The 26,578-nt window shown below is 59.8% G+C and carries 24 protein-coding genes; 8 read left to right on the forward strand and 16 right to left on the reverse strand.

Annotation, left to right across the window (positions count from 1 at the left end; genetic code table 11):
- Nucleotides 1-50: 50 nt before the first annotated feature.
- Nucleotides 51-275 carry a hypothetical protein gene (locus tag CPH57_RS24370; protein WP_139120308.1) on the reverse strand — a complete coding sequence of 75 codons (225 nt, stop codon included), beginning with the start codon at nucleotides 273-275 and terminating at the stop codon, nucleotides 51-53.
- Here CPH57_RS24370 and CPH57_RS12360 point away from each other — a divergent pair.
- A complete protein-coding gene (locus CPH57_RS12360; protein WP_047574558.1) occupies nucleotides 274-2,193 on the forward strand; it encodes a sigma-54-dependent Fis family transcriptional regulator in 1,920 nt (639 codons plus the stop codon). The genes CPH57_RS24370 and CPH57_RS12360 overlap by 2 nt on opposite strands.
- 719 nt (nucleotides 2,194-2,912) lie before the next feature.
- On the opposite strand, the gene CPH57_RS12365 is transcribed toward CPH57_RS12360, so the two are convergent.
- Entirely contained in the window at nucleotides 2,913-3,761 is an 849-nt protein-coding gene (locus tag CPH57_RS12365; protein WP_223524802.1) for a helix-turn-helix domain-containing protein, read from the reverse strand.
- A gap of 696 nt (nucleotides 3,762-4,457) precedes the next feature.
- On the opposite strand from CPH57_RS12365, the gene CPH57_RS12370 reads away from it, so the two are divergent.
- The 4 genes from CPH57_RS12370 (at nucleotide 4,458) to CPH57_RS12380 (ending at nucleotide 10,646) form a co-directional block, all read left to right on the forward strand.
- On the forward strand, nucleotides 4,458-5,345 hold the full coding sequence (locus CPH57_RS12370) for a helix-turn-helix domain-containing protein (protein ID WP_033643699.1): 888 nt from the start codon (nucleotides 4,458-4,460) through the stop codon (nucleotides 5,343-5,345).
- 495 nt (nucleotides 5,346-5,840) lie between these two features.
- Nucleotides 5,841-6,014 (forward strand): hypothetical protein, encoded by a 174-nt coding sequence (locus tag CPH57_RS24590; protein WP_154219870.1) that lies wholly within the window; start codon nucleotides 5,841-5,843, stop codon nucleotides 6,012-6,014.
- Nucleotides 6,015-6,471: 457 nt separating this feature from the next.
- On the forward strand, nucleotides 6,472-8,811 hold the full coding sequence (locus CPH57_RS12375; protein ID WP_096242392.1) for a membrane-bound PQQ-dependent dehydrogenase, glucose/quinate/shikimate family: 2,340 nt from the start codon (nucleotides 6,472-6,474) through the stop codon (nucleotides 8,809-8,811).
- A gap of 194 nt (nucleotides 8,812-9,005) precedes the next feature.
- Nucleotides 9,006-10,646, forward strand: a complete 1,641-nt coding sequence (locus tag CPH57_RS12380; RefSeq protein ID WP_016927100.1) for a Na+/H+ antiporter — start codon at nucleotides 9,006-9,008, stop codon at nucleotides 10,644-10,646.
- A 110-nt stretch (nucleotides 10,647-10,756) separates the two neighbouring features.
- On the opposite strand, the gene CPH57_RS12385 is transcribed toward CPH57_RS12380, so the two are convergent.
- Nucleotides 10,757-11,512 (reverse strand): glycosyltransferase family 2 protein, encoded by a 756-nt coding sequence (locus CPH57_RS12385; protein ID WP_096242393.1) that lies wholly within the window; start codon nucleotides 11,510-11,512, stop codon nucleotides 10,757-10,759.
- Nucleotides 11,513-11,831: 319 nt separating this feature from the next.
- On the opposite strand from CPH57_RS12385, the gene CPH57_RS12390 reads away from it, so the two are divergent.
- Complete coding sequence (locus CPH57_RS12390; protein WP_015378427.1) at nucleotides 11,832-12,074, forward strand: hypothetical protein; 243 nt, start codon at nucleotides 11,832-11,834, stop codon at nucleotides 12,072-12,074.
- A 5-nt stretch (nucleotides 12,075-12,079) separates the two neighbouring features.
- On the opposite strand, the gene CPH57_RS12395 is transcribed toward CPH57_RS12390, so the two are convergent.
- Nucleotides 12,080-12,709 (reverse strand): hypothetical protein, encoded by a 630-nt coding sequence (locus CPH57_RS12395; protein ID WP_096242394.1) that lies wholly within the window; start codon nucleotides 12,707-12,709, stop codon nucleotides 12,080-12,082.
- 85 nt (nucleotides 12,710-12,794) lie between these two features.
- On the opposite strand from CPH57_RS12395, the gene CPH57_RS12400 reads away from it, so the two are divergent.
- Nucleotides 12,795-13,730 carry a LysR family transcriptional regulator gene (locus CPH57_RS12400; RefSeq protein WP_047574552.1) on the forward strand — a complete coding sequence of 312 codons (936 nt, stop codon included), beginning with the start codon at nucleotides 12,795-12,797 and terminating at the stop codon, nucleotides 13,728-13,730.
- Here the strand turns inward: CPH57_RS12400 and alkB are convergent.
- Nucleotides 13,713-14,360 (reverse strand): DNA oxidative demethylase AlkB, encoded by a 648-nt coding sequence (gene alkB / locus CPH57_RS12405; protein WP_096242395.1) that lies wholly within the window; start codon nucleotides 14,358-14,360, stop codon nucleotides 13,713-13,715. The two genes, CPH57_RS12400 and alkB, sit on opposite strands and share 18 nt — an antisense overlap.
- 139 nt (nucleotides 14,361-14,499) lie before the next feature.
- On the opposite strand from alkB, the gene rarD reads away from it, so the two are divergent.
- The gene (gene rarD / locus CPH57_RS12410) at nucleotides 14,500-15,378 is read left to right on the forward strand and encodes an EamA family transporter RarD (RefSeq protein ID WP_096242396.1); all 879 of its coding nucleotides are present in this window, start codon (nucleotides 14,500-14,502) and stop codon (nucleotides 15,376-15,378) included.
- Between the two features lies 1 nt (nucleotide 15,379).
- Here rarD and dhbA read toward each other — a convergent pair whose 3' ends face one another.
- The 11 genes from dhbA to citC all read right to left on the reverse strand — a co-directional run bounded on the left by dhbA (nucleotide 15,380) and on the right by citC (nucleotide 26,543).
- Complete coding sequence (gene dhbA, locus CPH57_RS12415) at nucleotides 15,380-16,138, reverse strand: 2,3-dihydro-2,3-dihydroxybenzoate dehydrogenase (RefSeq protein WP_033643707.1); 759 nt, start codon at nucleotides 16,136-16,138, stop codon at nucleotides 15,380-15,382.
- Nucleotides 16,139-16,238: 100 nt separating this feature from the next.
- A complete protein-coding gene (locus tag CPH57_RS12420; RefSeq protein WP_033643708.1) occupies nucleotides 16,239-17,429 on the reverse strand; it encodes an isochorismate synthase MenF in 1,191 nt (396 codons plus the stop codon).
- A 189-nt stretch (nucleotides 17,430-17,618) separates the two neighbouring features.
- Entirely contained in the window at nucleotides 17,619-18,311 is a 693-nt protein-coding gene (locus CPH57_RS12425) for a 4'-phosphopantetheinyl transferase (protein WP_096242397.1), read from the reverse strand.
- Nucleotides 18,312-18,473: 162 nt separating this feature from the next.
- On the reverse strand, nucleotides 18,474-19,703 hold the full coding sequence (agp, locus tag CPH57_RS12430) for a bifunctional glucose-1-phosphatase/inositol phosphatase (RefSeq protein ID WP_089194937.1): 1,230 nt from the start codon (nucleotides 19,701-19,703) through the stop codon (nucleotides 18,474-18,476).
- A 146-nt stretch (nucleotides 19,704-19,849) separates the two neighbouring features.
- Nucleotides 19,850-21,313: an anion permease gene (locus tag CPH57_RS12435; protein ID WP_004940821.1), complete on the reverse strand. Its 1,464-nt coding sequence runs from the start codon at nucleotides 21,311-21,313 to the stop codon at nucleotides 19,850-19,852.
- Nucleotides 21,314-21,338: 25 nt separating this feature from the next.
- Nucleotides 21,339-22,223, reverse strand: a complete 885-nt coding sequence (gene citG, locus CPH57_RS12440; protein WP_096242398.1) for a triphosphoribosyl-dephospho-CoA synthase CitG — start codon at nucleotides 22,221-22,223, stop codon at nucleotides 21,339-21,341.
- On the reverse strand, nucleotides 22,204-22,752 hold the full coding sequence (citX, locus tag CPH57_RS12445; protein ID WP_033651845.1) for a citrate lyase holo-[acyl-carrier protein] synthase: 549 nt from the start codon (nucleotides 22,750-22,752) through the stop codon (nucleotides 22,204-22,206). Before citX ends, citG begins: the two co-directional genes overlap by 20 nt.
- A gap of 3 nt (nucleotides 22,753-22,755) precedes the next feature.
- The gene (gene citF, locus CPH57_RS12450) at nucleotides 22,756-24,261 is read right to left on the reverse strand and encodes a citrate lyase subunit alpha (protein ID WP_028130661.1); all 1,506 of its coding nucleotides are present in this window, start codon (nucleotides 24,259-24,261) and stop codon (nucleotides 22,756-22,758) included.
- A complete protein-coding gene (citE, locus tag CPH57_RS12455) occupies nucleotides 24,261-25,181 on the reverse strand; it encodes a citrate (pro-3S)-lyase subunit beta (protein WP_096242399.1) in 921 nt (306 codons plus the stop codon). The genes citF and citE overlap by 1 nt, the downstream gene beginning before the upstream one ends.
- Nucleotides 25,165-25,473, reverse strand: a complete 309-nt coding sequence (gene citD, locus CPH57_RS12460; RefSeq protein WP_016927084.1) for a citrate lyase acyl carrier protein — start codon at nucleotides 25,471-25,473, stop codon at nucleotides 25,165-25,167. The genes citE and citD overlap by 17 nt, the downstream gene beginning before the upstream one ends.
- Nucleotides 25,473-26,543, reverse strand: coding sequence for a [citrate (pro-3S)-lyase] ligase (gene citC / locus CPH57_RS12465; RefSeq protein ID WP_004940809.1), 1,071 nt, complete (start codon nucleotides 26,541-26,543; stop codon nucleotides 25,473-25,475). Before citC ends, citD begins: the two co-directional genes overlap by 1 nt.
- Between the last annotated feature and the right edge of the window lie 35 nt (nucleotides 26,544-26,578).

Here is a 26,578-nt window from a genome sequence, read left to right on the forward strand (position 1 = left end):
TTTCCTATATAACTATTCTCAATATTTATCGATAGAAAAATCTTGCTTGGTTATAAAACGAAAAGCAGGATGCATGCCACAGTGGCGGATTTTAAAAAGCAATGCATATCAATGCGTTGAAAAGACATCACCGCCCAAGCGCTGCTGCATTGGCAGCAGGCGGCGGCGAAAAGCTGTTGCCAATGCAGCACCGTGCGCCTTTTACCCTCTCGCGGCCGCTCATGGGCTGGGATAAGATTTTTTTCCCCCTTCGCCGTCAGCCAGGAGACGCCCATGTACGATCCCCAACCGTTCGCCGCCGACAAACCGGTGCTGATCGATCCGGCGTCGCTCGCTCTGCAAAGCGTGCTCGATCGGCTGGCCCCCACCGACGCCACCGTACTGATCGTCGGCGAAACCGGCACCGGCAAAGAGGTGGTGGCGCGCTATCTGCACCACCACAGCGCGCGCCGCCATCGCCCTTTTTTGGCGGTCAACTGCGGCGCGCTGACGGAAAGCCTGGCGGAAGCCGAATTGTTCGGCCATGAGAAAGGCGCCTTCACCGGCGCCGTCGGCACCCATCAGGGCTGGTTCGAAGCGGCGGAAGGCGGCACCCTGCTGCTGGACGAGATCGGCGAACTCAACCTGTCGCTGCAGGTCAAGCTGCTGCGCGTGTTGCAGGAACGAGAAATCACCCGCGTCGGTTCGCGCAAACCGCTGAAGATCGATGTGCGGGTCATCGCCGCCACCCACGTCGATCTGGCCGGCGCAATCCGCCAACGACGCTTCCGCGAAGATCTCTATTACCGGCTGAACGTCGCGGCGGTGACCTTACCCCCGTTGCGCCAGCGGCCGGAGGACATTCCGGCGCTGACCAGACACTTTCTTGCGCTGTACGCCCGCCGGCTGGGACGGCCGCCGCTGCAGTTGACGGTGGAGGCGCAGCAGGCGCTGCTGGACTACCCCTGGCCCGGCAACGTGCGCGAGCTGGAGAACACGCTGCATAATGCGGTCTTGCTGAGCCAGGAGGGGCCGATCGCCCCGCAGCAACTGCGGCTCACGCAACGCCTGACGGATCACGGCGGCGGCGGTGACGACGCCATCGATCGCTTCGTGCAGCAGCAGTTGCAAGGCGACGGTACCCAGCTCTACCAACGGGTGCTGGATGCGCTGGTGCGCAACGCCTTCGAACGCAGCGGCGGCAACCAGCTGCAGGCGGCGGCCTTGCTCGGCGTCAGCCGCAATACCCTGCGCACCCATTTGGCGCATCTTGGCCTGATCAAACCGCGCCGCCGCAGCGTCGGCGCGCCCGCGCATTCGCCGGCCATCAGCGCAGCGCCGCTGCCCGAACGCGAACTGCGTATCGGCTATCAAAAATTTGGCAACCTCGGCGTGCTCAAGGCGCGGCAAAGCCTGGAACAGCACTTCGCCGCACAGCGCATCAGCGTACTGTGGAGCGAGTTTCCCGCCGGGCCGCAGCTGCTGCACGCGCTCGACGGCGATGAAATAGACTTCGGCACCACCGGCGAAGTGCCGCCGATCTTCGCGCAGGCGCAGGGCAACGCGCTGGTGTATGTCGGGTTTGAGCCGCCGGCCCCGCAAAGCGTGGCGATGGTGGTGCCGCAAGACAGCCCGATACGCAGCGCCGCCGATCTGCGCGGCAAACGCATCGCACTCAACAAAGGCTCCAACGTGCACTATTTATTGCTGCAGATGTTGGACGAACAGGGAATGACGTTGAACGATGTGCGCATCGTCTATGCGCCGCCGAAGTATCCGCTGTCGGCGACCGACCTGCAGGCGGTGGACGCCTGGATGATGTGGGATCCGCTGCTCAGCGACGCGCAGCGCAGCGGGGAACTGCGCGTGATCGCCGACGGCACCCAACGGGTGCTCAATCAGCAATTCTATCTGGCGCGCCGCGAGTTCGCCGAACGCTCGGGCGATCTGTTGCAGCCGCTGATGCAAGCATTGCAGCACACCGGCCGCTACATTGCCGCGCAGCCGAGAGAAGCCGCTCGTCACCTTTCCGACGAACTGGGGCTGGCGAGCGCCTCGCTGGAACTCGCGCTGTCGCGCCGCAGCCACGAGATCCGCGCCATGGATTTGCAGGTGATCCGCCAGCAGCAAAGCATCGCCGACCGCTTCTACGCCCTGGGGCTGTTGCCCAAAGCGATCGCCGTGCGCGAGGCGGTTTGGCCGCTGGGATCTTAGCCTGGCTTCGGAGGGCGCAGCATCGGCCGCCCTTTCTCCTCTGCGCACAAACTCATACCGCCGTCGGAGCCGGGCGGTAATGCCAATGCCGCAAAGACATTTTTAGGTAAAATATACCGCCGATGTCAGTGCTAGGATTAATTCGCTATCATTTTATGTGCACTTTCAATTAACGTTACCCTGTTATTTTCGCATTCGCCGGTCGTCACGACCGGCTTTTTTATTCCCCCACCTCCCCTGCCAAAAAATATCGCTTTTTGGTAAAAAAAAACGCGCCAGGTAGGATTACATAGCAACTGCATGGTCTTATTTCCCGTGTAAGGCCGTGCATCTCAGAGAGATTGTCGATGTTTCATTGGCCGGCGTTAATCGCCGGCTTTTTTTATCTTCATTTCATGACGCCTGCGCGTCGCAGGCCCCACGTCTTATTGCCAAAGAGGATGCGCGCATGCCGAGTCTATTGTTCCGTGAGATAACACTTTTCGGTAAAGACAAAACCTCAACGCGCGCTATTATTTACTTGTAGTGTTGTCATACCTATTGAATACCCCATGCTTACCGACCCTCGCGGTCGGTTTTTTTTCTCCCTCACCAACCGTTCCGTTGGCGGAAACAGGCTTATGGGGCGTTGACGGGAGGGCGCCATCAAAATATCGATGGCATAACCCAAGCTTTCCGTTGTGATCAGGCAACCTGCTGCCGCGCGCGATAAACAAAGCTCATTTTATCGGGATGAAATACCACATGCTGACGTTTTCCTTTTCACCTGGGCAGTGATCGTGAATTTTAAAGATTACGCTTTGCGTGATGAAGATATCCAGGGAAGCCAACACCCCCTCATAGAGCGATAGGATGAACTCATTTTCGCTCATCTTTTTTTCATTGCGTCTGATCGCAATGTACTTTGCCGATGCGTTGTACAGGCTACAGGTTATTGGATTCTTTACGTTTACCTTCATCTGCCCCCGGCTGATTACCGGCGAAAGCAGTTGCACGATCCTTTTATTCTCGTAATACTCATGCAAATTCAAGTACACGATGCTGCTGGGGAAAGGCTCTTTATCGAAGCCAATAATCGGTTGATAATTGAGAAAAGGCCAATCGCGCAGGGTTCTGAATGTTCTCGGCGGGCAACCGAATTGATTTGAAAACGCACGGCTAAATGATTGCTGAGAACTAAACCCGGAGAGCAACGCGATTTCATAGATCTTCATATCGGTACATTTCAGCAATAACGTCGCGCGGCTTAGTCTGCGCTTTCTGATATAAGTCCCTATCTTCATCCCTTCATACAAATAGAACATCCGCTGTAAATGCCCGATGGAATACCCTGACTTAATGGATAGCGCCCTTATTGATACATGGCTTTGTGTATCAATAGCTTTTTCAATGATAGCGATTATCTCATCTAAAATATTGCGTCTGAACTTGTTAGAACAATCCATAGTAAAGCCTGTCATCTTGCTATTTTTATTATTGAATGCATCTCTCTTCTTGCGGAACCAAAAGCTGTCCGGCTTGCTTTCTTTCGAAGAATGGCATTCCCATATCCGTTCAAATATATCCACGCATCACGTTGCACAAAAATCATTTCCAGGGCGAAAGATGCCGATTCACCTCTCGCACAAGATGAGATTCACAAAGAAGTCGTGTGGAAAAACGCTGATAAACCACGGACGCCAAGACAGAAAACGCTCAGCGTTTATTCTGCCTCAAAAAACGCAGGCCACAGCCAGAAGATAAATAGCAAACGCTATTTTTCGTGAAAATACCCCCCTCATACTCCTCCCTGAATGTCATTATCCTTGATACCCCCTTGGATTAACCATTATTTAATTACGCAATCCCCTGCCTGGCCTATTTGCCGCTTAACCACCCACTCTTAAACATAGAATAGTTAATTATTTCGATTCGAAAAGATGTTACTGTCAATAAATTGACAGCCATATAGAGTTTTTATCTATCAATGAGCAAAAAATGTGCTCCCACCACCTTGACTCATTCATACAAACTCATAAAAATCAATAAATTAATACACTTAAAATGTATCCCTGTACTTTCTCCTTCTTAGCCATACGCTGCTATTTGGTAAATGACACTTTTAAGTACATTTTTTTTAATTTACCGCGTTAATATTGCAAGCGTTCTATACTCAGGATATTTCCTAAAAGAACGGATAAATTGGGGGCTTATCGCTGAATACCGATAACGCGTTATTTTACCCAACGCAACCATTAGGCAGATAACTAAAAGGGAGCTCCTGCATGTTTATAACCAAAGTCATTGAGGAGCTGCTCGCCTGGGTGGAAGAAAGTGGGTTCAATGAGAAGCTCACCGTTGAGATGCTGTCAGAAAAAAGCGGATATTCACGCGGGCATATCCAAAAAGCGTTTAAAGATGAAACAGGGATGACTTTCGGGAGCTATGTGAGGGGCAGAAAACTCATTCGCGCCGCATTTATGTTGAAAGCGACGAACCTCTCTATTTCCGATATCGTTAAAGCGCTGAACTTTCAGTCATATCAATCCTTTGAACGGGCGTTTCGCAAGCAATTCAGAACCTCGCCGATGCAGTATCGCAAAAGTAAATCGTGGGACGTGTCCTCCGCCATCCCATTGCTGTTTCTCGACGGCATTCCCGAGCATCGCTATGTGCACCTGCCAAAATTTTTCGACGATTCAGGGGATGGCGTTGATGCAGAGATAGATCACTTCCATCCTGCGGTTTCCGCGCTGCGATTGGCGGCAATTGATAACATGAAAAAAACGGATAGCGGCGTGATTAACTTTTTCAATTTTGGCGCGAGCATCAAGAAAGAGAATTACGTCAGCATCTATTTGAAGACCCTCTATATTTCTGAAGAAGACTGTCTTGGCAGCGTGCTTGCCTCTCTGGCCGACGCCCAGGGAAAAAAAGACATGCAACTTTATGCAGAGTTCAGTTATGACGGCGCAAGCGATGAGGCGCAAAAATTCACGCAAAGTATCTACACCAAATCATTCCCGATAAATAAAGTTGGCATGATCGATCGCTTTCTCATTGAAATTATCACCCCCAAAGGCGGCGATAGAATAGAGATGAAGACCTATATCCCCATTGTCTTCCCTATCAAGCACAGAGAGAAAGAGGTAGCGCCAGGGCCAGCGCGGTAACCCTGTCACTATCGGCGTTGCCATTTATTAAAAAGGGTAATGATTTATATTAAACAATAAAGATTTATGCTGAATTTAGGCTCAAAACCACTCATTACCCACTCGCTGCAAAGCGCCAACTTTAAGACTTATCTAATTGGAAAACACGTCAATATCGCCATGAAGATCGCGCCAAGATGAGTTCTTCTCGCCCCCACAAGGAATTACCGCTTATCCGTTAAGCGTTGACTTCGATATGACTTACGTACCAAAACCTTAAATATCAATGTGTTACCCACATTTACTTTTTGTGCGGCCGATTGGATAACTTATTGTTTTTATTCTATTTGCACTAAATACCCCGCCTGAGCGCAACCGGCATTTTTCGCTTTATCCCGCCCGCACGCTTGTAGACATCCCCAGGTAGTGACGATATTTTATTTCTACGAGACTTATTTTTACGGGTGCTATCAATATGCCTTAAACAAGAATAAAGCGCGTCAGGAAAATAGAATTATGAGTATTCAAGTATGGTCTAAAAACCTAAAAAAACACTATCCTAATGTTAATGTTGAAAAAGTCACCGTCGGCGAACGCGGGAAAGGTTATATTGTCTATGTCGATGGGGAAAGAATGGCATTAAATCATTTTTTTCGCCGTTTCTATCGACACCGGCTTGATAAAGAATGATGTTTCACCCTGAACTCAACGCAGGGTAAACCTCTACGCAACCTCGTGATTAAAAGCAATTTCGCATTCATCATCACTCTAAATAATTAGTCCAGAGAGGCTCTTTCATTCAATGCGCTTATCACTGCAATAAAATATCGGATTGCCCAGCGCACCCAAAACCGTATCTCTGCGAGACGGTTACAACCCGGTATTAAATAAAAATGTTGATGGTTATTTTTATCGCGCGCGTTCTGTCATCGCCCAATAAAAACCCCTTATCTTGGTCTGGCGACTGATCCAAGCCGCAATGGCCACTGTTGAAATGGATATCAAAACGACAACTCAATGCCCCTAAAGCGTTAAAGAATAAAAAGTCTCAAGGCGGGACATGCCTTGCCTTTCGCGCCGGCATTTTCACGCGTTGGCAGCGATGGGATGGTGATCCAATGTGGATTTAAAAGTCAAAGGAAAACATATGATTAGAACATCGTTTGGTAAGAGAGCCGCAATAATCACGTTCTTTTGCTTGCTGGTTTTTTCTGGCGTCGCGTTAACCGTGGGGGGAATTTGGCTGATCGCCCTCGGCGGATCGTTCTACTATGCCATTACCGGGATAGGCTACATCGCCGCCGCAGTGCTGGTCCTCAAGCGCAGCAAATCGGCTTGTTACTTAACCGGCCTGCTGTTTTTGATGACGGTGCTGTGGGCGCTTTGGGAATCGGGGCTTAACTACTGGGCATTGTTCCCTCGTCTGCTGGTGCCCGCCGGCCTCTCTATTATCGCCGCGTTTTTACTTCCCTCGTACCTGCACGGCGCCAAGAGTCAAAAGCAGGCTTACATCGCCGGTTCGGCATTATCCGTGGCCTTTGTCGCTTTCTTTATCGGCGCCTTCTTTCCCCATGGCGAAATTACCCCTGCTGGCGACGTGACGTTTATCGAGAGCAAAAGCGACAATGCGCCTGCCGATTGGAGCGCCTATGGCCGCACGACGGAAGGAACGCGCTACGCGCCGTTCAATCAGGTGAACCGTTCAACCGTCAAAGATCTGAAACTCGCCTGGGTGTATCGCACCGGCGATTTCCGGCCGGGCGTGGACCAAAATACCCCGCTCGCGATTGATGATGTGGTGTATAGCTGCACGCCCAACGGTCTTATCACCGCTATCGATGCCGATACGGGTAAAGCGCGCTGGAAATTTGACTCGCATTCCACCTCCCCCGTTTGGCAACGCTGCCGCGGGCTTGGCTACTACAAAAATGAGGAGGTTGCGCCAGGCGCTCTGTGCGAGAAAACGATCGTTCACACCACGATCGATGCCCGCCTCATTGCGCTGGATGCCAAAACGGGCCAGAAATGCCCCGCCTTCGGTCAAAACGGTGAGGTGAATCTCGGCCAGCATATGGGGGAAGTCAAACCGGGTTATTACTTCCAAACCTCGGCGCCGACCATCGCCAGAGGGAAGATTATCGTCGGCGGCTGGGTTATCGATAACGTAATGAAAGGCGAGCCTTCCGGCGTCATCAGGGCGTTCGACGCCAAAACCGGCGAGTTGGACTGGGCGTGGGACTTAGGCAATCCGGGCATCACCAAGGCTCCGCCGGCCGGAAGCACCTATACGCGCGGCACGCCGAATATGTGGACCACCGCCGCCTATGACGACAAATTAGGCTTGTTGTATGCGCCGCTTGGCAATGCAACGCCCGACTATTACGGCATGAATCGCCCGGAAAATTCGGATGAGTACAACTCTGCCCTGGTCGCCATTGATATTGAAACAGGCCGTGAGCGCTGGAAATTCCAAACCACGCATCACGACATTTGGGATTATGACCTCGCGTCCCAACCCGCGCTGGTAGACGGTTTTGATGAGCAACATCGCCCGGTGCCCGCCCTTTTGCTCGGCACCAAACGCGGGCAGATTTTCTACCTGAACCGGGAGACCGGCAAACCGCTGGCGCAGGTTGAAGAGAAAGCCGTGCCGACGCAAGGCGCCGCAGAGGAAGAGCGCCTCTCGCCAACCCAGCCGTTCTCCGTCGGCATGCCGACCATTGGCGCCGAGCGCCTGACCGAAGAAAAAATGTGGGGCACCACCCTGTTTGACCAGATGGCCTGCCGCATCCTGTTCAAACAGATGAATTACCAGGGCGACATGACCCCGATCGGCACCCGCCCAACGCTCGAGCAGCCCGGCAATTTAGGCGGACTCAACTGGGGGAGCATGTCGATTGATCCTGTAAACCATATGGCTTACATGAACGATGTGCGCATCCCGAATGTGTTTTGGTTAGTGGCGCGCGACAGCTATGAACGCGTCGCGAAGCAGTACCCGCAAAAAGTGATCGATGGCCACGGGCCTTCTCCCATGATCGGCACGCCATACGGCATGATCACGTTGATGTGGATGTCGCCGCTCGAAGTGCCTTGCAACCAACCCCCTTACGGCACGATCACCGCCGTCGATTACAAAAACAAAAAGATCGCCTGGCAGATACCGGCCGGCACCGCCGAAAAAATGGGGCCGCTGGGCATCAGATCGCACCTGCCGATGCCGGTTGGCATGCCCACCTACGCGGGCACCATGACGACCGCCGGCGGCCTGGTCTTCTTCGCCGGCTTCCAGGACTATTATCTGCGCGCCTATAACAGCAGCACCGGCAAAGAAGTCTGGAAATATGCGCTGCCGGTCGGCGCGAGCGCGACGCCGATGAGCTACGTTTCGCCTAAAACCGGCAAGCAATACATCGTTATTGTGGTCGGCGGCGCCGCGCATTCGTCAGAAACCGGCGATTACGTGATGGCGTTTGCGCTGCCTTAACCCTTTGCCCCGTTTGCCTGCGCCATTCCACAGGCAAGCGGGGCGAAGACCGGCCTTGCTCAACTGCGCTTTCTTTATCGACAGCGGCCGCCGTGGCCGCTGTTCAGCCTTGGCCGACGAGCCCGCCTGAGGGGCGGCATGCAGAAAAACCGTTTGATAACGGCGAGAAAAATTAAATCCACAAAAGGTTCACGATGGAAACATTCTTCACCATATTGATCTTATTGCTCACCGTCTCGTTGTCCGGCGTCGTGACGCGCATATTGCCCTTCCAAATCCCGCTTCCGCTGATGCAAATCATCGTTGGCGCCGTGTTGGCCTGGCCGCAGTTTGGGTTGCATATCGACTTCAATCCCGAGCTTTTCTTGATGCTGTTTATTCCCCCGCTGCTGTTCGCCGACGGTTGGAAAACGCCGGCGCAAGAGTTCATCCATTACGGCAGAGAAATCCTTTGTCTGGCCCTGGTGCTGGTGATCATCACGGTCGTCGGGGTGGGTTATCTGATCCACTTCCTGCTCCCGTCAATCCCCCTCGCCGCCGCATTTGCCCTGGCCGCCGTTCTGTCGCCAACGGACGCCGTGGCGCTGTCCGGCATCGTCGGTAAAGGACGCATGCCCAAACCCGTGATGAGCGTAATTGAAGGGGAGGCGCTGATGAACGACGCCTCCGGGTTGGTTTCCCTCAACTTCTCCATCGCTGTCGCGCTCGGCGCGATGGCGTTTACCCTGGAGAGCGCCTTTCTGACCTTTCTTCAGGTATCGATTGGCGGGGTGCTGTGCGGCATCATTATTGTCTTTCTCTATAATCAAATGGTTAAGTTCATCCATAAATGGATGTATAACGATTCCGCCACCCAGATTATTTTCTCGCTGTTACTGCCCTTTTCCTGCTATCTGATTGCGGAAAGAATCGGCGTATCCGGCATCCTGGCCGCCGTCAGCGCCGGCATGATGATTGGCCAATCCAAAGTGAATCGCAGCATGCCGCTGGTGCGTTTACGCACCAATAATATTTGGGAAATGCTCGAGTTCGTGTTTAACGGCATGGTGTTTATTCTGCTTGGGCTGCAGCTGCCGGGCATCTTGAACTTCACCGTGGCGCAAACCGGTATCGATCATTCCATCAGCCTGGAGACACTGCTGGCTTACGTGGTGATCATCTATTTTAGTTTGATCGCCGTGCGTTTGATTTGGCTGTGGCTGATGAAGGTCGGCAGCGCGACCCTGATGCGCAAAGATCCGCTGTTATTTTCGAAATTCAGCACGCGCGATCTGTTCGTCGCCGCCTTTGCCGGGGTGCGAGGGGCGGTGACCCTGGCGGGCGTGCTGTCAATTCCGCTGTTTCTATTGGATGGCTCGCCATTCCCGGGGCGGTATCAGCTGGTGTTTATCGCCTCAGGAGTCATCTTGCTCTCGATCGTCGTCGGCATCGTCACGCTGCCCTTCCTGTTGCGCGGCAATCTGCCGCCGGAAGAAGATCAGGAAGAGGCTTTCTCCGTTTCAGAAGCCTTGGCGAGCGCGGCGACCAAGGCCGTCAACGAAACCAAGGAAAAGCTGCTCGTCGCCCCGCCGGACGACGCCACGCCGGAACTGATTGAAGAAACGACGCGGCGGATGCTGGACGTGCTGCAACGTAAAATTCTGACCAAAGAAGACGTTAAGAATATCGTGGCGCTGAAGCGGCTGGAAAAGCAGCTGTACTTAGCCTCGTTGCACGCGGAAAGAGAAGAGCTGTACCGGCTGCGCCGCATGAAGAAAATCAGCCATGAGAAACAGAGAAAGCTGCTGCATCGCATTGATATTACTGAGGTGCTGATCGCTGAAGACAGCGTTTAAACGAGGAGATGAAGGCGGTTCGCCCCCCGCCTTCGGCGCGCGGTTGCCGGCCCAACGCCGCAATCGCGCGCCGCAATCGAACGGGAGCTCACGCCACGCCCGCCGTTCGGCTATCTGTGGTACCACGCCTTGAAATACTTCAAAAAGCTGTAGGACACCGCGTAAACGCCGGTCACGGCCCCGACCCGGCCCGCTTTCCAGGCGCCGCTGAAAATGTACCACTTGAAAAATGCGCCGATGGCGCTAATCACCCCTCGGAGAATCGATGGCCTTATCGCCTTGTATTTCACCACGCGCGCCGTATAGCTGTTCAGCTTGGCAAACACTTCCTCGATTGAGAAAAAAGTGTCGTGTTTAACGTGCCCGGCCAGTATCAAGGTGGATGCGCCCCCTTCCGCCGCATCATCTACCGGCGCATCATTGAACTTCACCACCTGGCGATGAAAAAAGCGAATGGGGAAATCTGGTGACGAGACGGGATAAAGCGTTCTGACCGCCTGTCCCAACACAAACCAATCGCGACGAATGCGATAGGCGTTATTTTTGTCGGGGCCTGGGGTGCGCTTGAAAAGCAGCATCGCGTCGACCGCTTCATCATCCATGATCTCATCGCTGTCCAGGCACAAAACCCAGTCATATCGCGCGCGGGATATGGCGTAATTCATTTGCCGGCCATGGGTTTCAAACGGGTGATAAAGAGGCTTGATATTGAAGTCGTCGCAAATGGCCAAGGTGCCGTCAGTACTGCCCGAATCCACCACGATGATTTCATCGGCGAACGCCGCCACAGGTTGCAACACGTCACGCAGCAGGCGCGATGAATTAAACGTCAATAAACACACGGAAATCCGGTTACAAAAATCCATTTTACAATCCACGACACTGAGAAAATGCAGTCCATGCCAAAAACGGCGGGCGCGCCGTGCAAAAACGCGCGCCCAAAGCGCTTCTCCTGCCCCGAGCGCCTCTTCAATTAAGTATTTAGAATATTGGCTGCCCTGTCATGCCCTGGATGATGGCATCTGACTATTTCATCAATTTCAATAAAATCAACGAGTAACCAGAATTAAGCTCGGGCGTTCACCGCACCGGCTCACGCGCCGGCGGGCGCCGAGCGCGAGAGCGACGCTTGGCGGCGCTTTGGTTTTGTTATAACGTATCAAAAAAAGCAAAGGGAAGACGACGATGAAAATCCAGCTGTCGCTGCTGTTTCTCAGCCTGTTGGCCGGCAAGGCTGCGGCGTTTCAGTCAAAAGTGCCCGAGCCACGCACCGAACAGGCGCGTGCGGCGGAACAGAACATCGAAAATCTGTTTTACGGCTTTCACGCTATGGATGCCCAGCCGGTGAATATCGGCCGCTGTGAGGCGGTGCCGGTGGCGGGATGCCAGTGCGCCTTCTGCACCCAGCTGCGGCAGGCCGGGCGCTGACGCTTTTATCCCAGCGCATACTGCACGATCAGCTGCCCTTTCTTCATCTTTACGCCGGTAATCGCGATCGCGCCCACCTCGCCCAACGTGGCGACATGCGTGCCGCCGCAGCCGTAGGCGGGCAGATCGCCGAAACCGATCTGGCGCATCCCGTCCACCGCCTGTTGGCGACGCGGCAAATCGGCGGCGATCAGGCGCGCCAGCTCCGCGTGTAAAAACGCCGCCTCCAGCGTCTGTACGTCCGGCCCCGGCGTGAACGTGATGCGCCCTTCTCCCGGCCAATGATGCGCTTTCACCGGCCGCCAACCGCGGGTTTCGCCCAGCCAGCCGATCAGATGGCCGCCGGAGTGCCAGCGGGCGTGCAGCCGGCGTTGCGCTTCGTCGACCTGCATATTGACCGGCCCGATCGGCAGCGGCGCCGCGGTATAGTGCAACACCCTATCCCCCTGCTGCTGCACCCGCAACACGGCGACGCCGTTCAACGCTCCCACGTCGGCCGGCTGCCCGCCGCCCTGCGGGTGAAACAGCGTGGCGTCCAGTTCCACGGCGTAAGCGCCCGCCTCGGCCGGCTCACAGCTCAATACCTGCGCCTGGCCCTGTAAATCGTCGCTGTAGTAATAACGTCGCTCGGTCATCATTTTTCTCCTCGGTTCGAAGAGCCATTATATTCATGTCATAATCGGAGCATAATCCGTCGCCATCACAATGGACCTTTGCGTCATGAGCACAAATCTTTCTTACGCGCTGTTGGCCGAAATGGCCGTTTTCGTCCAGGTCGTGGAGAGCGGCAGCTTTTCCGCCGCCGCCCGCAAACTGGGCGCTTCACCTTCCGCCGTCAGCCGCAGCGTGGCGAAGCTCGAACAGGCGCTGGCGCTGCAGCTGCTGCATCGCACCACCCGTAAACTGCGGCTGAGCGAAAGCGGCGAAGAGGCGTTTGCGCACTGCCGCACCCTGCTGGCGGCGGCCGACGCGGTGATGGCGATCGGCGGGCGCGGCGCCGCAGAGCCCGAAGGGCTGGTCAGCGTCAGCGTGCCCAAGGCGGTAGGCCGTTTCGTGCTGCATCCGCACATGCCGGCGTTCCTGCGACGTTACCCGAAGGTGGACGTGAGGCTGCGGCTGGAAGATCGTTATATGGATCTGATCGACGACCGCGTCGATCTGGCGCTACGCATTACCGATCGCCCGTCGCCGGGCTTGATCGGCCGTCAGCTGATGCGAATAGACCACCTGCTGTGCGCCACGCCGCACTATCTGGCGCAGCACGGCGCGCCACAGCACCCGCACGATCTGGCGGCGCACAGCTGCATCTATCTGGGAGAAACGCCGAGCGACGCGCAATGGAAGTTCCGCCGCAGCGGCAAAACGGTGACGGTCAAGGTGCGCGGCCGCTACGCCGCCAACCACACCGGCGTGCGGCTGGACGCGGTGAAACGGCATATCGGCATCGGCAGCCTACCGTACTTTACCGCCCGCCAGGCGCTCGACGAGGGCGAGATCGTGCAGGTACTGCCGGAATGGGATTTCCTCAGCAGCTATCACGGTGGCCTGTGGTTGCTTTACGCGCCCAACCAGTATCTGCCGCCCAAACTGCGGGTGTTTATCGACTATCTCGTCGCCTGCCTGGCGCAGGAGCCGCAGCTAAAGCGCCTTGCGTAGCGTGATGTTGATGCGGTGCGGCCCCACCAGCGAGTGGTAGCCTTCCTTGACCGGCAGGATGCCGTGGAAACAGAGCCGCGATGGGCCGCCCCACACCACCACGTCGCCGTGCGCCAGCGGGATGCGCCGCGCCCGATCGCTGCGTTGCAGCCCGCCGAACTGAAATACCGCCGGCAACCCGAGCGACACCGAGACGATCGGCGCGCCGAAGTCGTGCTCGTCTTTATCCTGATGCAGCGACAGCTTGCTGCCCGGATCGTAACGGTTCATCAAACAGGAATCCGGTACAAAGGGGCCAAAGCCCGCCTGCTGCGCGGCTTCGTCCGCCAACGCCATCAGAATAGGCGGAATGGCCGGCCAGCGTTTGCCGCTGCGCGCGTCGCGTTCCGAGTAACGGTAGCCGCGGCTGTCGCTGGTCCAGCCGTTGCCGCACCAGCTCATCGCCACCGACATCACGTGCCCGCCGGGGGTGGTCAAATGCTGCCACGGCACCTGCGCCACCACGCCCCGCACCGCCGCCAGCAGTGCCGGCCCGTGATCGCGCACAAAGCCGTGCATCACCACCGCGCCGGGGGCGATCTCTTCACGCCACGGCGGCGGCAGCGCGTCTTCAAAAAGATCGATTGTCATCGCCAAAACCTGTATGAATACACAGTATCCATTGTAACCCGACGCCGCCGATTGTCCAGCGCCCGGCTGCGCCATTGTCGTTGGCGGCAAATTTCTCTACAGTAGCCGCCATAAAATCAATCACTCACCAGGAATGCGTGTGATTAAGGGCATCTCTCTTTCGGTCGTCGCCTCCATCTTGTTCGGCGCGATGTATTACTTCACCTCTACCCTCACCCCGCTGAACGGCGAACAGGTCTACGGCTGGCGCACGCTGCTGACGCTGCCGTTCCTGACGCTGTTCATGGCGCTGTCCGGCGATTGGCGCAAGGTGAGCGACACGCTGGTCGGGATAGGCCAACGGCCGCCGCGTCTGCTGGGCCTGCTGCTCACCTCGGCGCTGCTGGGGGTGCAGCTGTGGCTGTTCCTGTGGGCGCCGCTGCACGGCAAGGCGCTCGACGTGTCGCTCGGCTATTTTCTGCTGCCGCTGACCATGGTGCTGGCGGGCCGTTTGATCTACCGCGATCGGCTGTCGCTGCTGCAAAAACTGGCGGTGGCGTGCGCCGTGGCGGGGGTGGGCAATGAGCTGTATCAGGCGGGCGGCGTATCGTGGCCGACGCTGGTGGTAGCGCTGGGGTATCCGCTCTACTTTATTTTGCGGCGGCGTTTCGGCACCGACAATCTCGGCGGCCTGTGGTGCGAGCTGACGCTGATGCTGCCGGCGGCGGCCTGGTTCGCCTTCGGCGACGGCGGCGCGGCGGCACTGCAGATCAATGCCGAGCTGTATTGGCGCATTCCGCTGCTCGGCGTCATCAGCGCCGTGGCACTGGTGTGTTACATCCTCGCCAGCCGCATGCTGCCGTTCAGCCTGTTCGGCCTGCTGAGCTATGTGGAACCGGTGCTGCTGGTGCTTGTCGCGCTGCTGCTCGGCGAGAGCATCAGCCAAAGCGAATGGCCAACCTATCTGGCGATCTGGCTGGCGGTGCTGCTGCTGGCGGCGGAGGGCGCGCGGCACCTGCTGCGCCGCCAGCGGGTCTGACTCAGGCGGCCAGCGTGGCGCCGCCGTCGATCACGATGTCCTGCATGGTGATGTGGCTGGCCAAATCCGAGGCCAGGAACAGCACCGCGTTGGCGATCTCGTCCGGACGCGCGATTTTACCCAGCGGGATCCCCAGCTTGAACATCTCGGGGAAGCCGGCGATGGTGCGTTGCTGCGCATCGTCGGTCTGCCACATGCCGCGCTGCATCGGCGTGTCGGTCGAGCCCGGCGACACCAGATTGCACCGCACGCCGAACGGCGCCATCTCCAACCCCACGCAGTGGTTCAGGCTGGTCAGCGCCGCCTTGGAGGCGCAGTAGGCCGCCATCTGCGCGCGCGGCACGTGCGCGGCGTTGGAGCCGATGCTGACGATCGCCCCGCTGCGCTGCGCCTTGAAGTGCGGCAGCACGGCGCGAAACAGGTAAAACGCCCCCGAGGCGTTGACGTTGATGCACTGGTGCCAGTCATCCACGCTCAGATCTTCGGTATTGCCCATGCGCAGAATACCGGCGGCGTTGACCAACACGTCCAGTCGCGGGTTCTCCGCCAGCTGTTGGCGGCACACCGCCTCCACCAGCTCCGGCCGGCTGATGTCCAACGTCACGCAGGGGTAAGGCAGATCCGGATTGGCGAATTCTCGGTCAAACCCCACCACCTCGGCGCCCTGGGTCAAAAAGTGGCGGGCGATCTGCTCGCCGATGCCGCGCGCCGCGCCGGTCACCCACACGCGTTTGCCGGTGAAATCCATCTGAATACTCATGCGCGCACCGCCATCCGGGCGCACCGCCGGGTCATGTTGTTGTTCATCGTTGTCTCCTGCGAAAGGCTATGACGCGGCGCGGACTGCGCCGCAAAGAGGCCTACAGCGCGCCGCTGTTCAGGCCGAAAGCGTTGAGCATGGTGCCCAGTTTGGCGGTGGTTTCCATCCACTCGGACTGCGGCGTCGAGGCGGCGACGATGCCCGCGCCGGCGAACAGCCGCACCCGGTTGCCGCGCAGCAGCCCGCTGCGGATGACGATCGCCCACTCGCCGTCGCCGTTGGCGTCGCACCAGCCGACGATGCCGCTGAACAAGCCGCGATCGTGCGGTTCCAGAGCGGCGATCAGCTGGCGGGCGCTTTCGGTCGGGAAGCCGCACAGCGCCGGCGTCGGATGCAGCAGGCAGGCCAGCTGCATCACGTTGAGAGCCGGGTTCAGCAACTCGCCGCGAATGCGGGTGGACAGGTGCCACATGGTGCCGGTGCTGAGCAGCGACGGGCCGCTGGGCACGCTCAGGGTGGCGCACAGCGGCGTCAGATGCCGACGAATATCGTCGATCACCAGCTTGTGTTCGTATTTGTCTTTGGTCGAGCGCATCAGGCGCTCGCTGCCGAGGCGATCCTGCTGCGGATCGTCCTGTCGGCGCGCCGAGCCCGCCAGCGGATTGGTGTGGATCTCGCCGCCCTGCTTGCGGATCAGCAGTTCAGGGCTGGCGCCGATCAACACGCTGCCATCGGCCAGCGGCAGGGAGAAGTGGTAACCGGTCGGGTTCTGCACCATCAGGTTATTGAGGATCCGGTGGCCGGCCACCGGCTGCTCCAGCTCGATATCGAGGATGCGCGACAGCACCGCCTTGTCCAGCTTGCCTTGTTTAAAGCGGCTGACCGCTTCCGCGACCGCGTGTTTGAATCGCGGTTCGTCTGGAATACTGGTGCAGGCGACCAGGCGATGCGGCTGTTGCAGCATCGGGCGCGCGGCGCGGATAAAGCTGTCGTTGGCGACGAATCGGCTTTCTTCAGGGATATACAGGCAGGAAGGCCGGCGCGTGTCGAACGGAATGGCGCCCACCACCACCGGGGCCGCCTGGCCGGCGGCTTTGGCGCGCGCCAGCGCCTGGCGAATATGCTGCGCCAGCGCGCTGCCTTCCTGCTCGCCGCCGAACGCCGGCGTCTCGATACGCTCAAACACGCCGTGGGCGGAGAGGGAACGGAATTCTGACCGGTACAAAAAGGTCGATTGTTCGGCGTACTCAAACCCGGAGAAGGTTTGGTTTTCTGTCGTCAGTGTCGCCACAAGACCACTCCTTTGTTGCGCCTCACCAATGATAATGTTTATGCGAATAATTATCATTAGCTGTAAAGGGTGGGTAAATTACACCGGATCCCCACCGTCGGTCAATCTCCGATGAATGAATCTTTCCGCACGCCGCGGCAAATTCGCGTTACGCCACAACAAGAAATAACACACTGTTATTATTGTGTTTTAGCAAAAAATAAAAGTCGTGACATCGTCACCTTCGCGCCAAAACCGCCCGGCGAAACGCCGTCCGGCGCAGCAATGCGGCGTCAACGTGGTGAGCAGCGCCAATTCGAACGTCTGCCGCTGCGCATCCACCGCCACCATCCGCGCATCAAGAAAATCGAAATATCGACGCACCTGCGGGTACAGCGCTTTGAACAGGCTCTCTTTGGCGGAAAACGTCAGCGTCAGCAGCTCGTTGAACGGCAGCGTTTCGCCCAGCAACGTCTCGCGCTCCGCCGGTGAAACGATCGCGCTCCACAGCTCCTCTGCTCGCGCCACGGAGAGCAGCGTCTCCACATCCAGCCCCACGCCGCCCAGCCCGCTCTCGCGGTGCACGGCGCACAGCGCGGTATCCGAATTATGGCTCAGCGCCCCGGCGATGCCCGGTGGCCACTGCGGCGCGCGATCTTCGCCGCGCGCCAGGGTGAAGTCGGCAAAACCGAGCGGCGCCAACAGTTGCCGCGCCAGAACACGCCCGGCCAGATACTCCGCGCGGCGCTTCGGCACCGCACGTGCCAGATGCTCCGGCAGCGTAAAGCCCGCCTCGGGAAAACTGTCGTCGCGATACTCCGCCAGCGCAAACTGGCAGCGCGCCACCTGGCCCGGATAGCCGTCCGGCGTGAAAAATTCGATATTGCGGATAAAAGTGGGCAACGGCGGTATCCATGATAAGCAGGCTGGCTGATGATGTTAGCCCCCGAAACGGCCTGCAACAATGACCCTGGGCAAAATAAATTGGCGTTAGGTCCCGCGCGGAGGCGCGTTGGGCGAAGTGGGAAAAGGCCTCTCCCCCGCATTCGGGAGAGAGGCTGAGCATTACAAGATGCCTTTCATGGTCTTCTCGAAATCGCTCCAGGCGCAGAAGCCGTCTTTGTCGATCGGGCAGCCTTTCAGCGCCAGCGTCACCCGCTGCGGCGGGGTTTGCAGCGTCAGCGGCGTCGCCTTGCGCAGCTGTTCGGTGGACTGATAGACGTACTCGATCTTCAGCAGTTCACGGTCGTTCTGCGCGTCGCGCCAGCGCTGGAACACCAGTTTGCCGCCGATCGGCGTTTTCTCGTATTGCTGCGGCAGCTGATACGGCTGGAACTGCATGGCCGACAGCAGCGAGGCAATATTGGAATCGTGGCCGACCAGCACCGTCAGCTTCGGCGCGTCCGGTTTGCGCTCGCCCAGCAGCGCGTTGTTGATGTAAGTCAGCAGCGGCTTGGCAACGTTCTGCGCCACCACCGGCGAGGTGAACAGCGAGTCCTGATAGCCGTCTTTCAGCTGCGCCAGCTGCTGCCACTGGTGCGGGGTGGCTATTTTGCCCCAGGCCACCTCTTTCATCGGGAAACCTTCGTAATACTGCAGCATAAAGGCGTCCACCAGCGAGTTGCCCACCCGCAGCGGGCCGGAGACGCCCGGCTCTTTGCCCGGCACCGCGCTCATCACGCTGGCTTCTTTGGTCAGGTCACAGTGTTTGTCGGTCTTGCAGGCGGCGGAATCCTTGTAGTCGATGATCTTCGCCAGCTGTTGGTAAGAGGCGTCCAGCTTCAGCGAGCCCAGCGCGGCGTTCATCGCCGCCAGCGCCTGCTGGTTGAAGGCCTCGCTGGTGTCGGTGATGATCGGGTTGAAGGTCGGATCCATCTCGCCCATCTTGTCCTGATGGTGCACGCTGACGTCGCAGCCGGGGAACGCGCCGTTGCTGAAGAACTGCGCGGTGGCGACCGTGCGCTGCAGGCTGTTGGCGTAGACGTACACGCTGCCGGCGGTCGGGCAGCCCTCTTGCGGCAACAGGCCGGTCTGCTTCAGCCAGGCGTTGAAGTAGTGCCCCATATACACTTCCAGCACCCCGCCCTTGGTGGTCAGCTGGCCGCCCGGCGTTTCCCAGGCCGGCCAGAACTTCGGCGTAGACTGCGCCAGCACGCTGCCGTTGTTGGCCAGCGGCGCGCGCAGGTTATGGCGGCTCATGACCAGCACCTGTTCCAACTGATAACCGCCGGCGTCCGCCAGCGCGCTCCCGGTGAATAACAAAGGCAGGCACAGCAATAGCGTTTTTTTTCTCATCCGCAGAGGCTCCCGGAAAATGATTATTTTTAAGGTGTTAGCGTTTGCCCGAGTATGATGGCGGGGTTAGTGTGACAAGTGTGTGACAGGGTTCACGGGAAAGGATCGTAACCGCGGCCACCGGGCGGTGGCCGCGTGGCTTCAACTCAGTACCACAGGCTCATGATCGGCCAGCCGATCAGCAGCAGCGCGGCGATGTACACCACGCCGAGAATACCGCCCAGGCGCCAGTAGTCTTTCGACTTCACGTAGCCGCAGCCGTAGATGATCACCCCCGGGCCGGTGGCGTACGGCGTCAGCACGCCCATGATACCGATCGACAGCACCAGCAGCATCGACAGCTGCTCCATCGGCACGCCCGGCAGCCCTTTGCCGACCGCCAGGATCACCGGCAGCATGGTGGCGGTGTGCGCCGACAGGCTGGCGAACAGGTAGTGGGCGAAGTAGAACACCAGCACCAGCGCCACCACCGTCATGTTCGGCGAGAAGCCGTCCAGATGGGTGCTCATGGTCTGGGCGAACCAGTCGATAAAGCCGGAACGCGTCAGGCCGTTGGCCATCACCACCAGCGTCGCCAGGTTAACCAGCGTGTTCCAGGCGCTGGAATATTTGGTGATCTCTTTCCACGACACCACGTGCAGCGCCAGCATCAGCGACACCGCCAGCAGGCACACCGCGGTGGCATCCAGCATTTTGCCGCCGAACACCCACAGGCACAGGCTGAGCAGCACCAGGCCGATCAGGGTGTATTCCTTGCGCGTCAGCTTGCCCATTTCCCCCAGCGCGGTATCCGCCCAGGCGGCCACTTCGCTGCTGTGGGTCACGCCCGGTTTGTACAGGTAGTAGGAGATCAGCGGCGCGATGATCAGCAGCAGCAGGCCGACCGGCAGGAACGCCAAGAACCACTGCATCCAGCTGATGTGCACCCCGGCGATCTTGCCGACGAACTCGATGCCCAGCACGTTCGGCGCGGCGCCGGTGACGAACATCGAGGAGCTGATGCTGGTACCGACCACCATCATCCACATCAGGTAACCGCCGATACGGCGCGAGGAGGGATCGTTAGGGAAAGAGTCGAACAGCGGCGGCAGGTTTTTCACCACCGGGAACACCGTGCCGCCGGTGCGCGCGGTGTTGGACGGCGTGAACGGCGCCAGCAGGATATCGATGATCACCACCGCATAGCCCAGCGTCAGCGTGCGCTTGCCCATGAATTTCACCAGGAACAGCGCGATGCGCCGCCCCAGCCCGGTGGCCTCGTAGCCCAGCGCGAAGATAAAGGCACCGAACACCAGCCAGACGGTAGTGCTGGAGAAGCCCGCCAGCCCCCATTTCAGCGCCTCTTTACCGGCCTTGAAGCCCGGCTCCGCCAGTTCCTGCGCGCCGAACAGCACCCAGTTGGCGCTCAGCACGCTGACGGTCACCGCGATAAAACTGATGGCGGTGGCCGGGATCGGCTCCAGAATCATGCCGACGATCATCGCCACAAAGATGGCGAAATAGTGCCACGCCTGCGGCGGCATGCCGTCGGGCACCGGTATCAATAACAGGATCGCGAGCACCGCCAGCGGCGCTATCGCTTTCCAGATCTTTTCCTGGGTTTGGGACATAGGGACTCTCCTGAAGGCTTGGTTATTATTCTTGGGCACCCAGCTGCGCCAGCAGCCAGGTCACTATCAACAAGTCGGCGCTGCCGCCGGGGCTGAGGTTGCGGGCAATGCAATCGGCATCGAAGCGCCGCAGGCGCGCCAGGCCCGCCTCCCCCGCCGAGCCGCCCTGCGCCAGCAGCAAAGCCGCCCGGCGCCGCAGCCAGCGCAGCCCGCGCAGGCCGCCGCGCGAGGCGACGTTGGTGTCATCGTTGTGGGCCATCAGCCACAGCAGGCTGTCCAGCAGCGCCCGCTGTTCGTCGCCGCCGGCGGCCAGCCGTTGCCGATACAGCGGCAGCGCGCCGTCAAGCACCAACCGAAAACCGGATTCCGCCTCGCCGCGTGCGCCGCTCAACCCGTGCGCGGCGAACAGCCGCTGGCCGGCGGTCTGCCCCGCGTTGTTGCGCCGCAGCTCGCGATCCACCAACCCCCGGCACATCGCCGCCACCTCGGCGCACAGCGCTTCGGCGCCGATGGCGCGGCCCTGCTGCTGCAGGCGGCCGAAGGCGGTGCACAGCAACCCGAGCGAGAACACGCTGCCCTTGTGGGTGTTAATGCCGCCGGTAGCGCGAAACATCTGGTTTTCGCAGGCCAGGCCGAGCGGCCGCAGCCGCGCCAGCTGCTGCTCTGCCGGCAAAGCGGCGTCCTCGCGCCCGCGTTGGATAAAGCGCGGCAGCCACACGCCGATGGCGCGGGCGCTGCGATAGAAGTGCCCGAGATCCATGTCGCGGTGGGCGCCGGTGTTATGGCGATCCACCAGCCCCGGCTTGGGCGTGAGGTTGACTTCTACCAGCAGCGCGCGGAAAGCGGCGCGGGCGAAATCGCAGGCCGGTTCGGCACGGTGGGCGGGCAGGTTAATCGGCAGAGATCGCATCGTTGAACATCCTTTCCATTTCTTGCAGCAGCTGCTCGCTGCCATGCCGCCGCTGGCGGGCGCAGATCTTGGCCGGTTGGCCGCACAGCAGGCAGCGCCGCGCCGGCAGGCCGATGTCGCGGCGCGACAGGATTCGCCCCTGCGCATCCAGCACGTCGATATCCCACAGCCGGCCGATCGGGCGGCTCACCTCCAGCTGCATGGCGCAGTCCTTCACCCGCTGGGCATCGGCGCGCAGCGCTACAAACCCTTCGCAGCCGGTGGCGAGCGCCAGCGCCTCGGCCTGCGGGCTCGGCCAACCCTGTTCGGCGCACAGCCGCAGCAGCGCCGCCCACCCGAGGTTGAAGATGCCGCGCGTCAGCGCGCTGTCCTTCACCGGGCCGGGCACCACCAGCGTCAGCACCAGCAGCGTGCACTCGTGCTGCGCCAGCCACGCCTGCTGCCGCGCCTGGCGGCATTCGCGGCTGGTGAGCAACTCCGGCAGGCTGACCGCGCGTTCGGCGGCCAGTTGGGGATCGACGGCGGCCATCGGTTACTCCGCCACCTGATGCACCACGTCGATCACCGAGCCGTCGCGGTAGCGCACCACCGCCACCACCTTGTCGGTAAAGGCGATCGGCTGCGGTTCGCCGGTCAGCTGCAGCGCGCGGGCGCGCAGCCAGTCGATGCTCACCACCTCAAGCCCGGCCTCCCGCAGGCGCTGCGCCAGCTCCGGCCGCGCCGGGTTGACGGCGATGCCGTGGTCGGTCACCAGAATGTCGATGCTGGAGCCCGGCGTGACGCAGGTGGTCACCTGTTCCACCAGCGTCGGGATGCGCCCGCGCACCAACGGCGCGACGATGATCGCCAGCCGCGCGGCGGCGGCGGTGTCGCAGTGGCCGCCGGACGCGCCGCGCAGCACGCCGTCGGAGCCGGTCAGCACGTTAACGTTGAAGCCGGTGTCGATTTCCAGCGCGCTCAGCACCACCACGTCGAGCCGATCGACCGACGCGCCCTTGGAGCTGAAGTTGGCATACTGATTGGCGCTGATTTCGATATGGCGCGGGTTGCGCGCCAGCGAGGTCGCCGCCGCCCGATCGAAGCTCTGCACGTCCAGCAGCTTGCCGATCAACCCTTTCTCGTGCAGATCCACCATGGTCGAGGTGATGCCGCCGAGGGCGAACGCGGCGCGAATGCCGCGGGCGCGCATCTTGTCCTCCAGGAACCGGGTCACCGCCAGCGAGGCGCCGCCGGTGCCGGTTTGCAGCGAGAACCCTTCGGTGAAGTAGCCGGAACCGGCGATCACCTCGGCGGCGCGGCGGGCGATCAACAGCTCGCGCGGGTTCGAGGTCATGCGCGTGGCGTCGGCGCCGATCTTGTCGGCGTCGCCCACCCGCTCCAACTGCACGATCAGATCCACCCGATCCTGCGCCAGGCTGGCGGGATGATGCGGATACGGCACCAGCTGCTCGGTCAGCAACACCACGGTGCCCGCCGCCTCGGCGTCCACCCGCGCATAGCCGAGCGAGCCGCAGCAGGCTTCACCGCTGTAGCCGTTGGCGTTGCCGAACTCATCGCAGGCCGGCACGCCGAGGAAGGCCACGTCTATCTTCAGCTCGCCGGATTCGATCAGATTGACCCGGCCGCCGTGCGAGTGAATTTGCACCGGCTCCGCCAGCAGCCCGCGCGATACGGCGTCCGCCAGCGGGCCGCGCAGCCCGGAGGTGTAAATGCGGCTCACCACGCCGTGGCGGATATGCTCAACCAACGGCGCATGGCAGTCGGTCAGCGAGCTGGAGGCCAGCGTCAGGTTGCGGAATCCCATCGCCGCCAGCGTCTCCATCACCTGATTGAGCGCCAGATCGCCGCCGCGAAACGCATGGTGGAAGGAGATGGTCATGCCGTCCTGCAGCCCGCTGCGGCGCACCGCTTCCTGCAAGGAGTCGCACAGCTTGAGATCGCGCGGTTTACGCGCCTGCAGGTTGGCCTTGGACACGTCCTGATAGCCCGGCAGATCCGCCGGGTTGGCGAAGGTCATCAATCGTTGTTGGCGGTTCATCATGCTTCCTCCCCGTGCTGCGCCGGTTCTTCCCGTAAGCCGGACAGCGCGGCGCGCTCCAGCACCAGCCGGGCGCGTTCAATCACCGGGCTGTCGACCATTTTTCCGTTGAGCGACACCACGCCGCGCCCTTCCCGCTCCGCCGCTTCGGCGGCGTCCACCACCCGCTGCGCGTGCGCCACCTCTTTGGCGGTCGGCGCGTACAGGTTGTGCAGCAGCTCAATCTGGCGCGGGTTGATCAGCGATTTGCCGTCGAAGCCGAGCTGTTTGATCAGCGCCGCTTCCTGCAGGAAGCCGGTCTCGTTGTTGGCGTCGGAGTAGACGGTGTCGAACGCCTGAATGCCGGCGGCGCGCGCCGCCTGCAGCAGCGAGCAGCGGGCGAACAGCAGCTCAATGCCCTCCGGCGAGCGTTCGGTGCGCAGGTTGCGCACATAGTCTTCCGCCCCCAGCGCGATGCCGATAAGACGCGGCGAAGCGTGCGCGATCGCCACCGCGTTGGTGATGCCCTGCGCCGATTCGATCGCCGCCAGCAGCCCGGTGCTGCCGACCGGCCGGCCGCAGACCGCCTCGATGGCGGCGATCTCGCGCTCCATGTCGACAACGTCCTGCGCGCTGTCGGTCTTCGGCAGGCGCACGATGTCCGCGCCGCCGCGCACCACCGCCTGCAAGTCCGCCAGGCCGTAGGCGGAATCGAGCGCATTGACGCGCACGATGGTTTCCACCTCCTGGTACAGCGGATGCTGCAGCGCGTGGTACACCAGCCGGCGCGCCGCGTCTTTTTCACGCAGGATCACCGAGTCTTCCAGATCGAACATCAGCGCATCGGCCTGATAGATAAAGGCGTTGCTGACCATCGCCGCGTTAGCGCCGGGAACGAACAGCATGCTGCGGCGCAGCCGGGTTTTATTCAGCGTTTTCATCTTTCGCCTCCCACGGCAGTTGGCCGCTCTCGCAGGCGCGCATCAGCGCGGTTTCCAGCCGGGCGCGCAGCACGCAGTCCAGCGCCCCTTTGTCGTCGACGATCACCTGCACCGGCTCCACCTCATAACGCTGCAGCACCTCCAGCAGGGTGCGGCGGATCGCCGTGCCGAACTGTTTTTCCACGCTGCTGGCGATCAACAGATCGTGCTGCGGCCCCTCGGCGGGCGCGATGCGCACCATGACATCGCTGGATTCCAGCGTGCCGGCCATTGCTTCTCGGATAATTTTCATCATTCACCTGATTGTGCGGACTCAAAAGGATGCGGGGCCGCCTTGGCCCGGCGCTGCGTTTGCAGATCCTGCAGGTAGTACAGGGTGTCCGGCGGCACCAGCGGCGCGGCGGCGTGGAAGTCCCCCGCCGCCAGCAGCTTGCGCACCCAGGAGGCGGAGATCGCCGTGCCCTGATATTGCAAACGCTCGATTTCCACCAGCGCGATCGGCGGGCTGGGCAGCGCCGGCGTTTCCAGCCAGTAGCGCATGTCGCGGTTGTATTTCGCGGTCACCGCGCAGAACGGCTCGTTGCCGACGAAACGGTGGGTAATGCCCAGCGCGGGCGCCAGATACTGGCGGAAGATCTTCAGATCGATTTCGGTGTAACAGTCGTCGGCCACGCCCTGGTCCTTGATGAAGTAACAGGGGAAAGTGGCGCGCGAGATCACGTACTGCGAGCCTTCGTGTACCGTGAGGTTGGGGATATCGGCGGTGCCGGCCAGCACCAGCCGGCGCCGGTCTTCATAGCTGAAGCGCGAGGTGTTTTCTTTCACCAGAAACAGGTGCAGCCAGTCGCAGCGTTTGGCCGCCTGACGCACCAGATACTGGTGCCCGCGGGTGAAGGGGTTGGCGTTCATCACGATGCTGCCGATGGTGTCGCCCGGCCGGCGCTGGCTCGCCAGCTGGGCGGCGTAGCGCTTCAGGCGGCACGGGCTGTTTTCCATCAGCACCACGATGCCCGGCACGGTGGCGATCGGGTAGAAACCGCACTGGCGGAACAGCGGCTCGTTCTGCACCTTGGTGTAGATAAACAGCTGGGTGTGGTGGCGCTCGTAGGCCAGGTTCACCAGCTCGGTCGCCAGCGCCAGCGCCAACCCTTCGCCGCGCATCAGCGGGCTGATGGCGACGCATTTGATAATATTGTCGGCGATGCCGCCGCAGGCGACCAATTTGTCGTGCTGGGTAACGGTAATAAATATTTCAACCGTGGTATCGATATTCAGATCGTTACTGCGCAAGAAGGCGCTTATTTCCGAAATCGCTTTATGATCCGATCGCTTTACCCGATTAAATACGGCATCGCCTAACATAACACGCTCTCTGGGTTAACTGGCAAACAACAAAT

Source organism: Serratia sp. JKS000199 (assembly GCF_900215455.1).
Lineage (GTDB): Bacteria > Pseudomonadota > Gammaproteobacteria > Enterobacterales > Enterobacteriaceae > Serratia > Serratia ureilytica.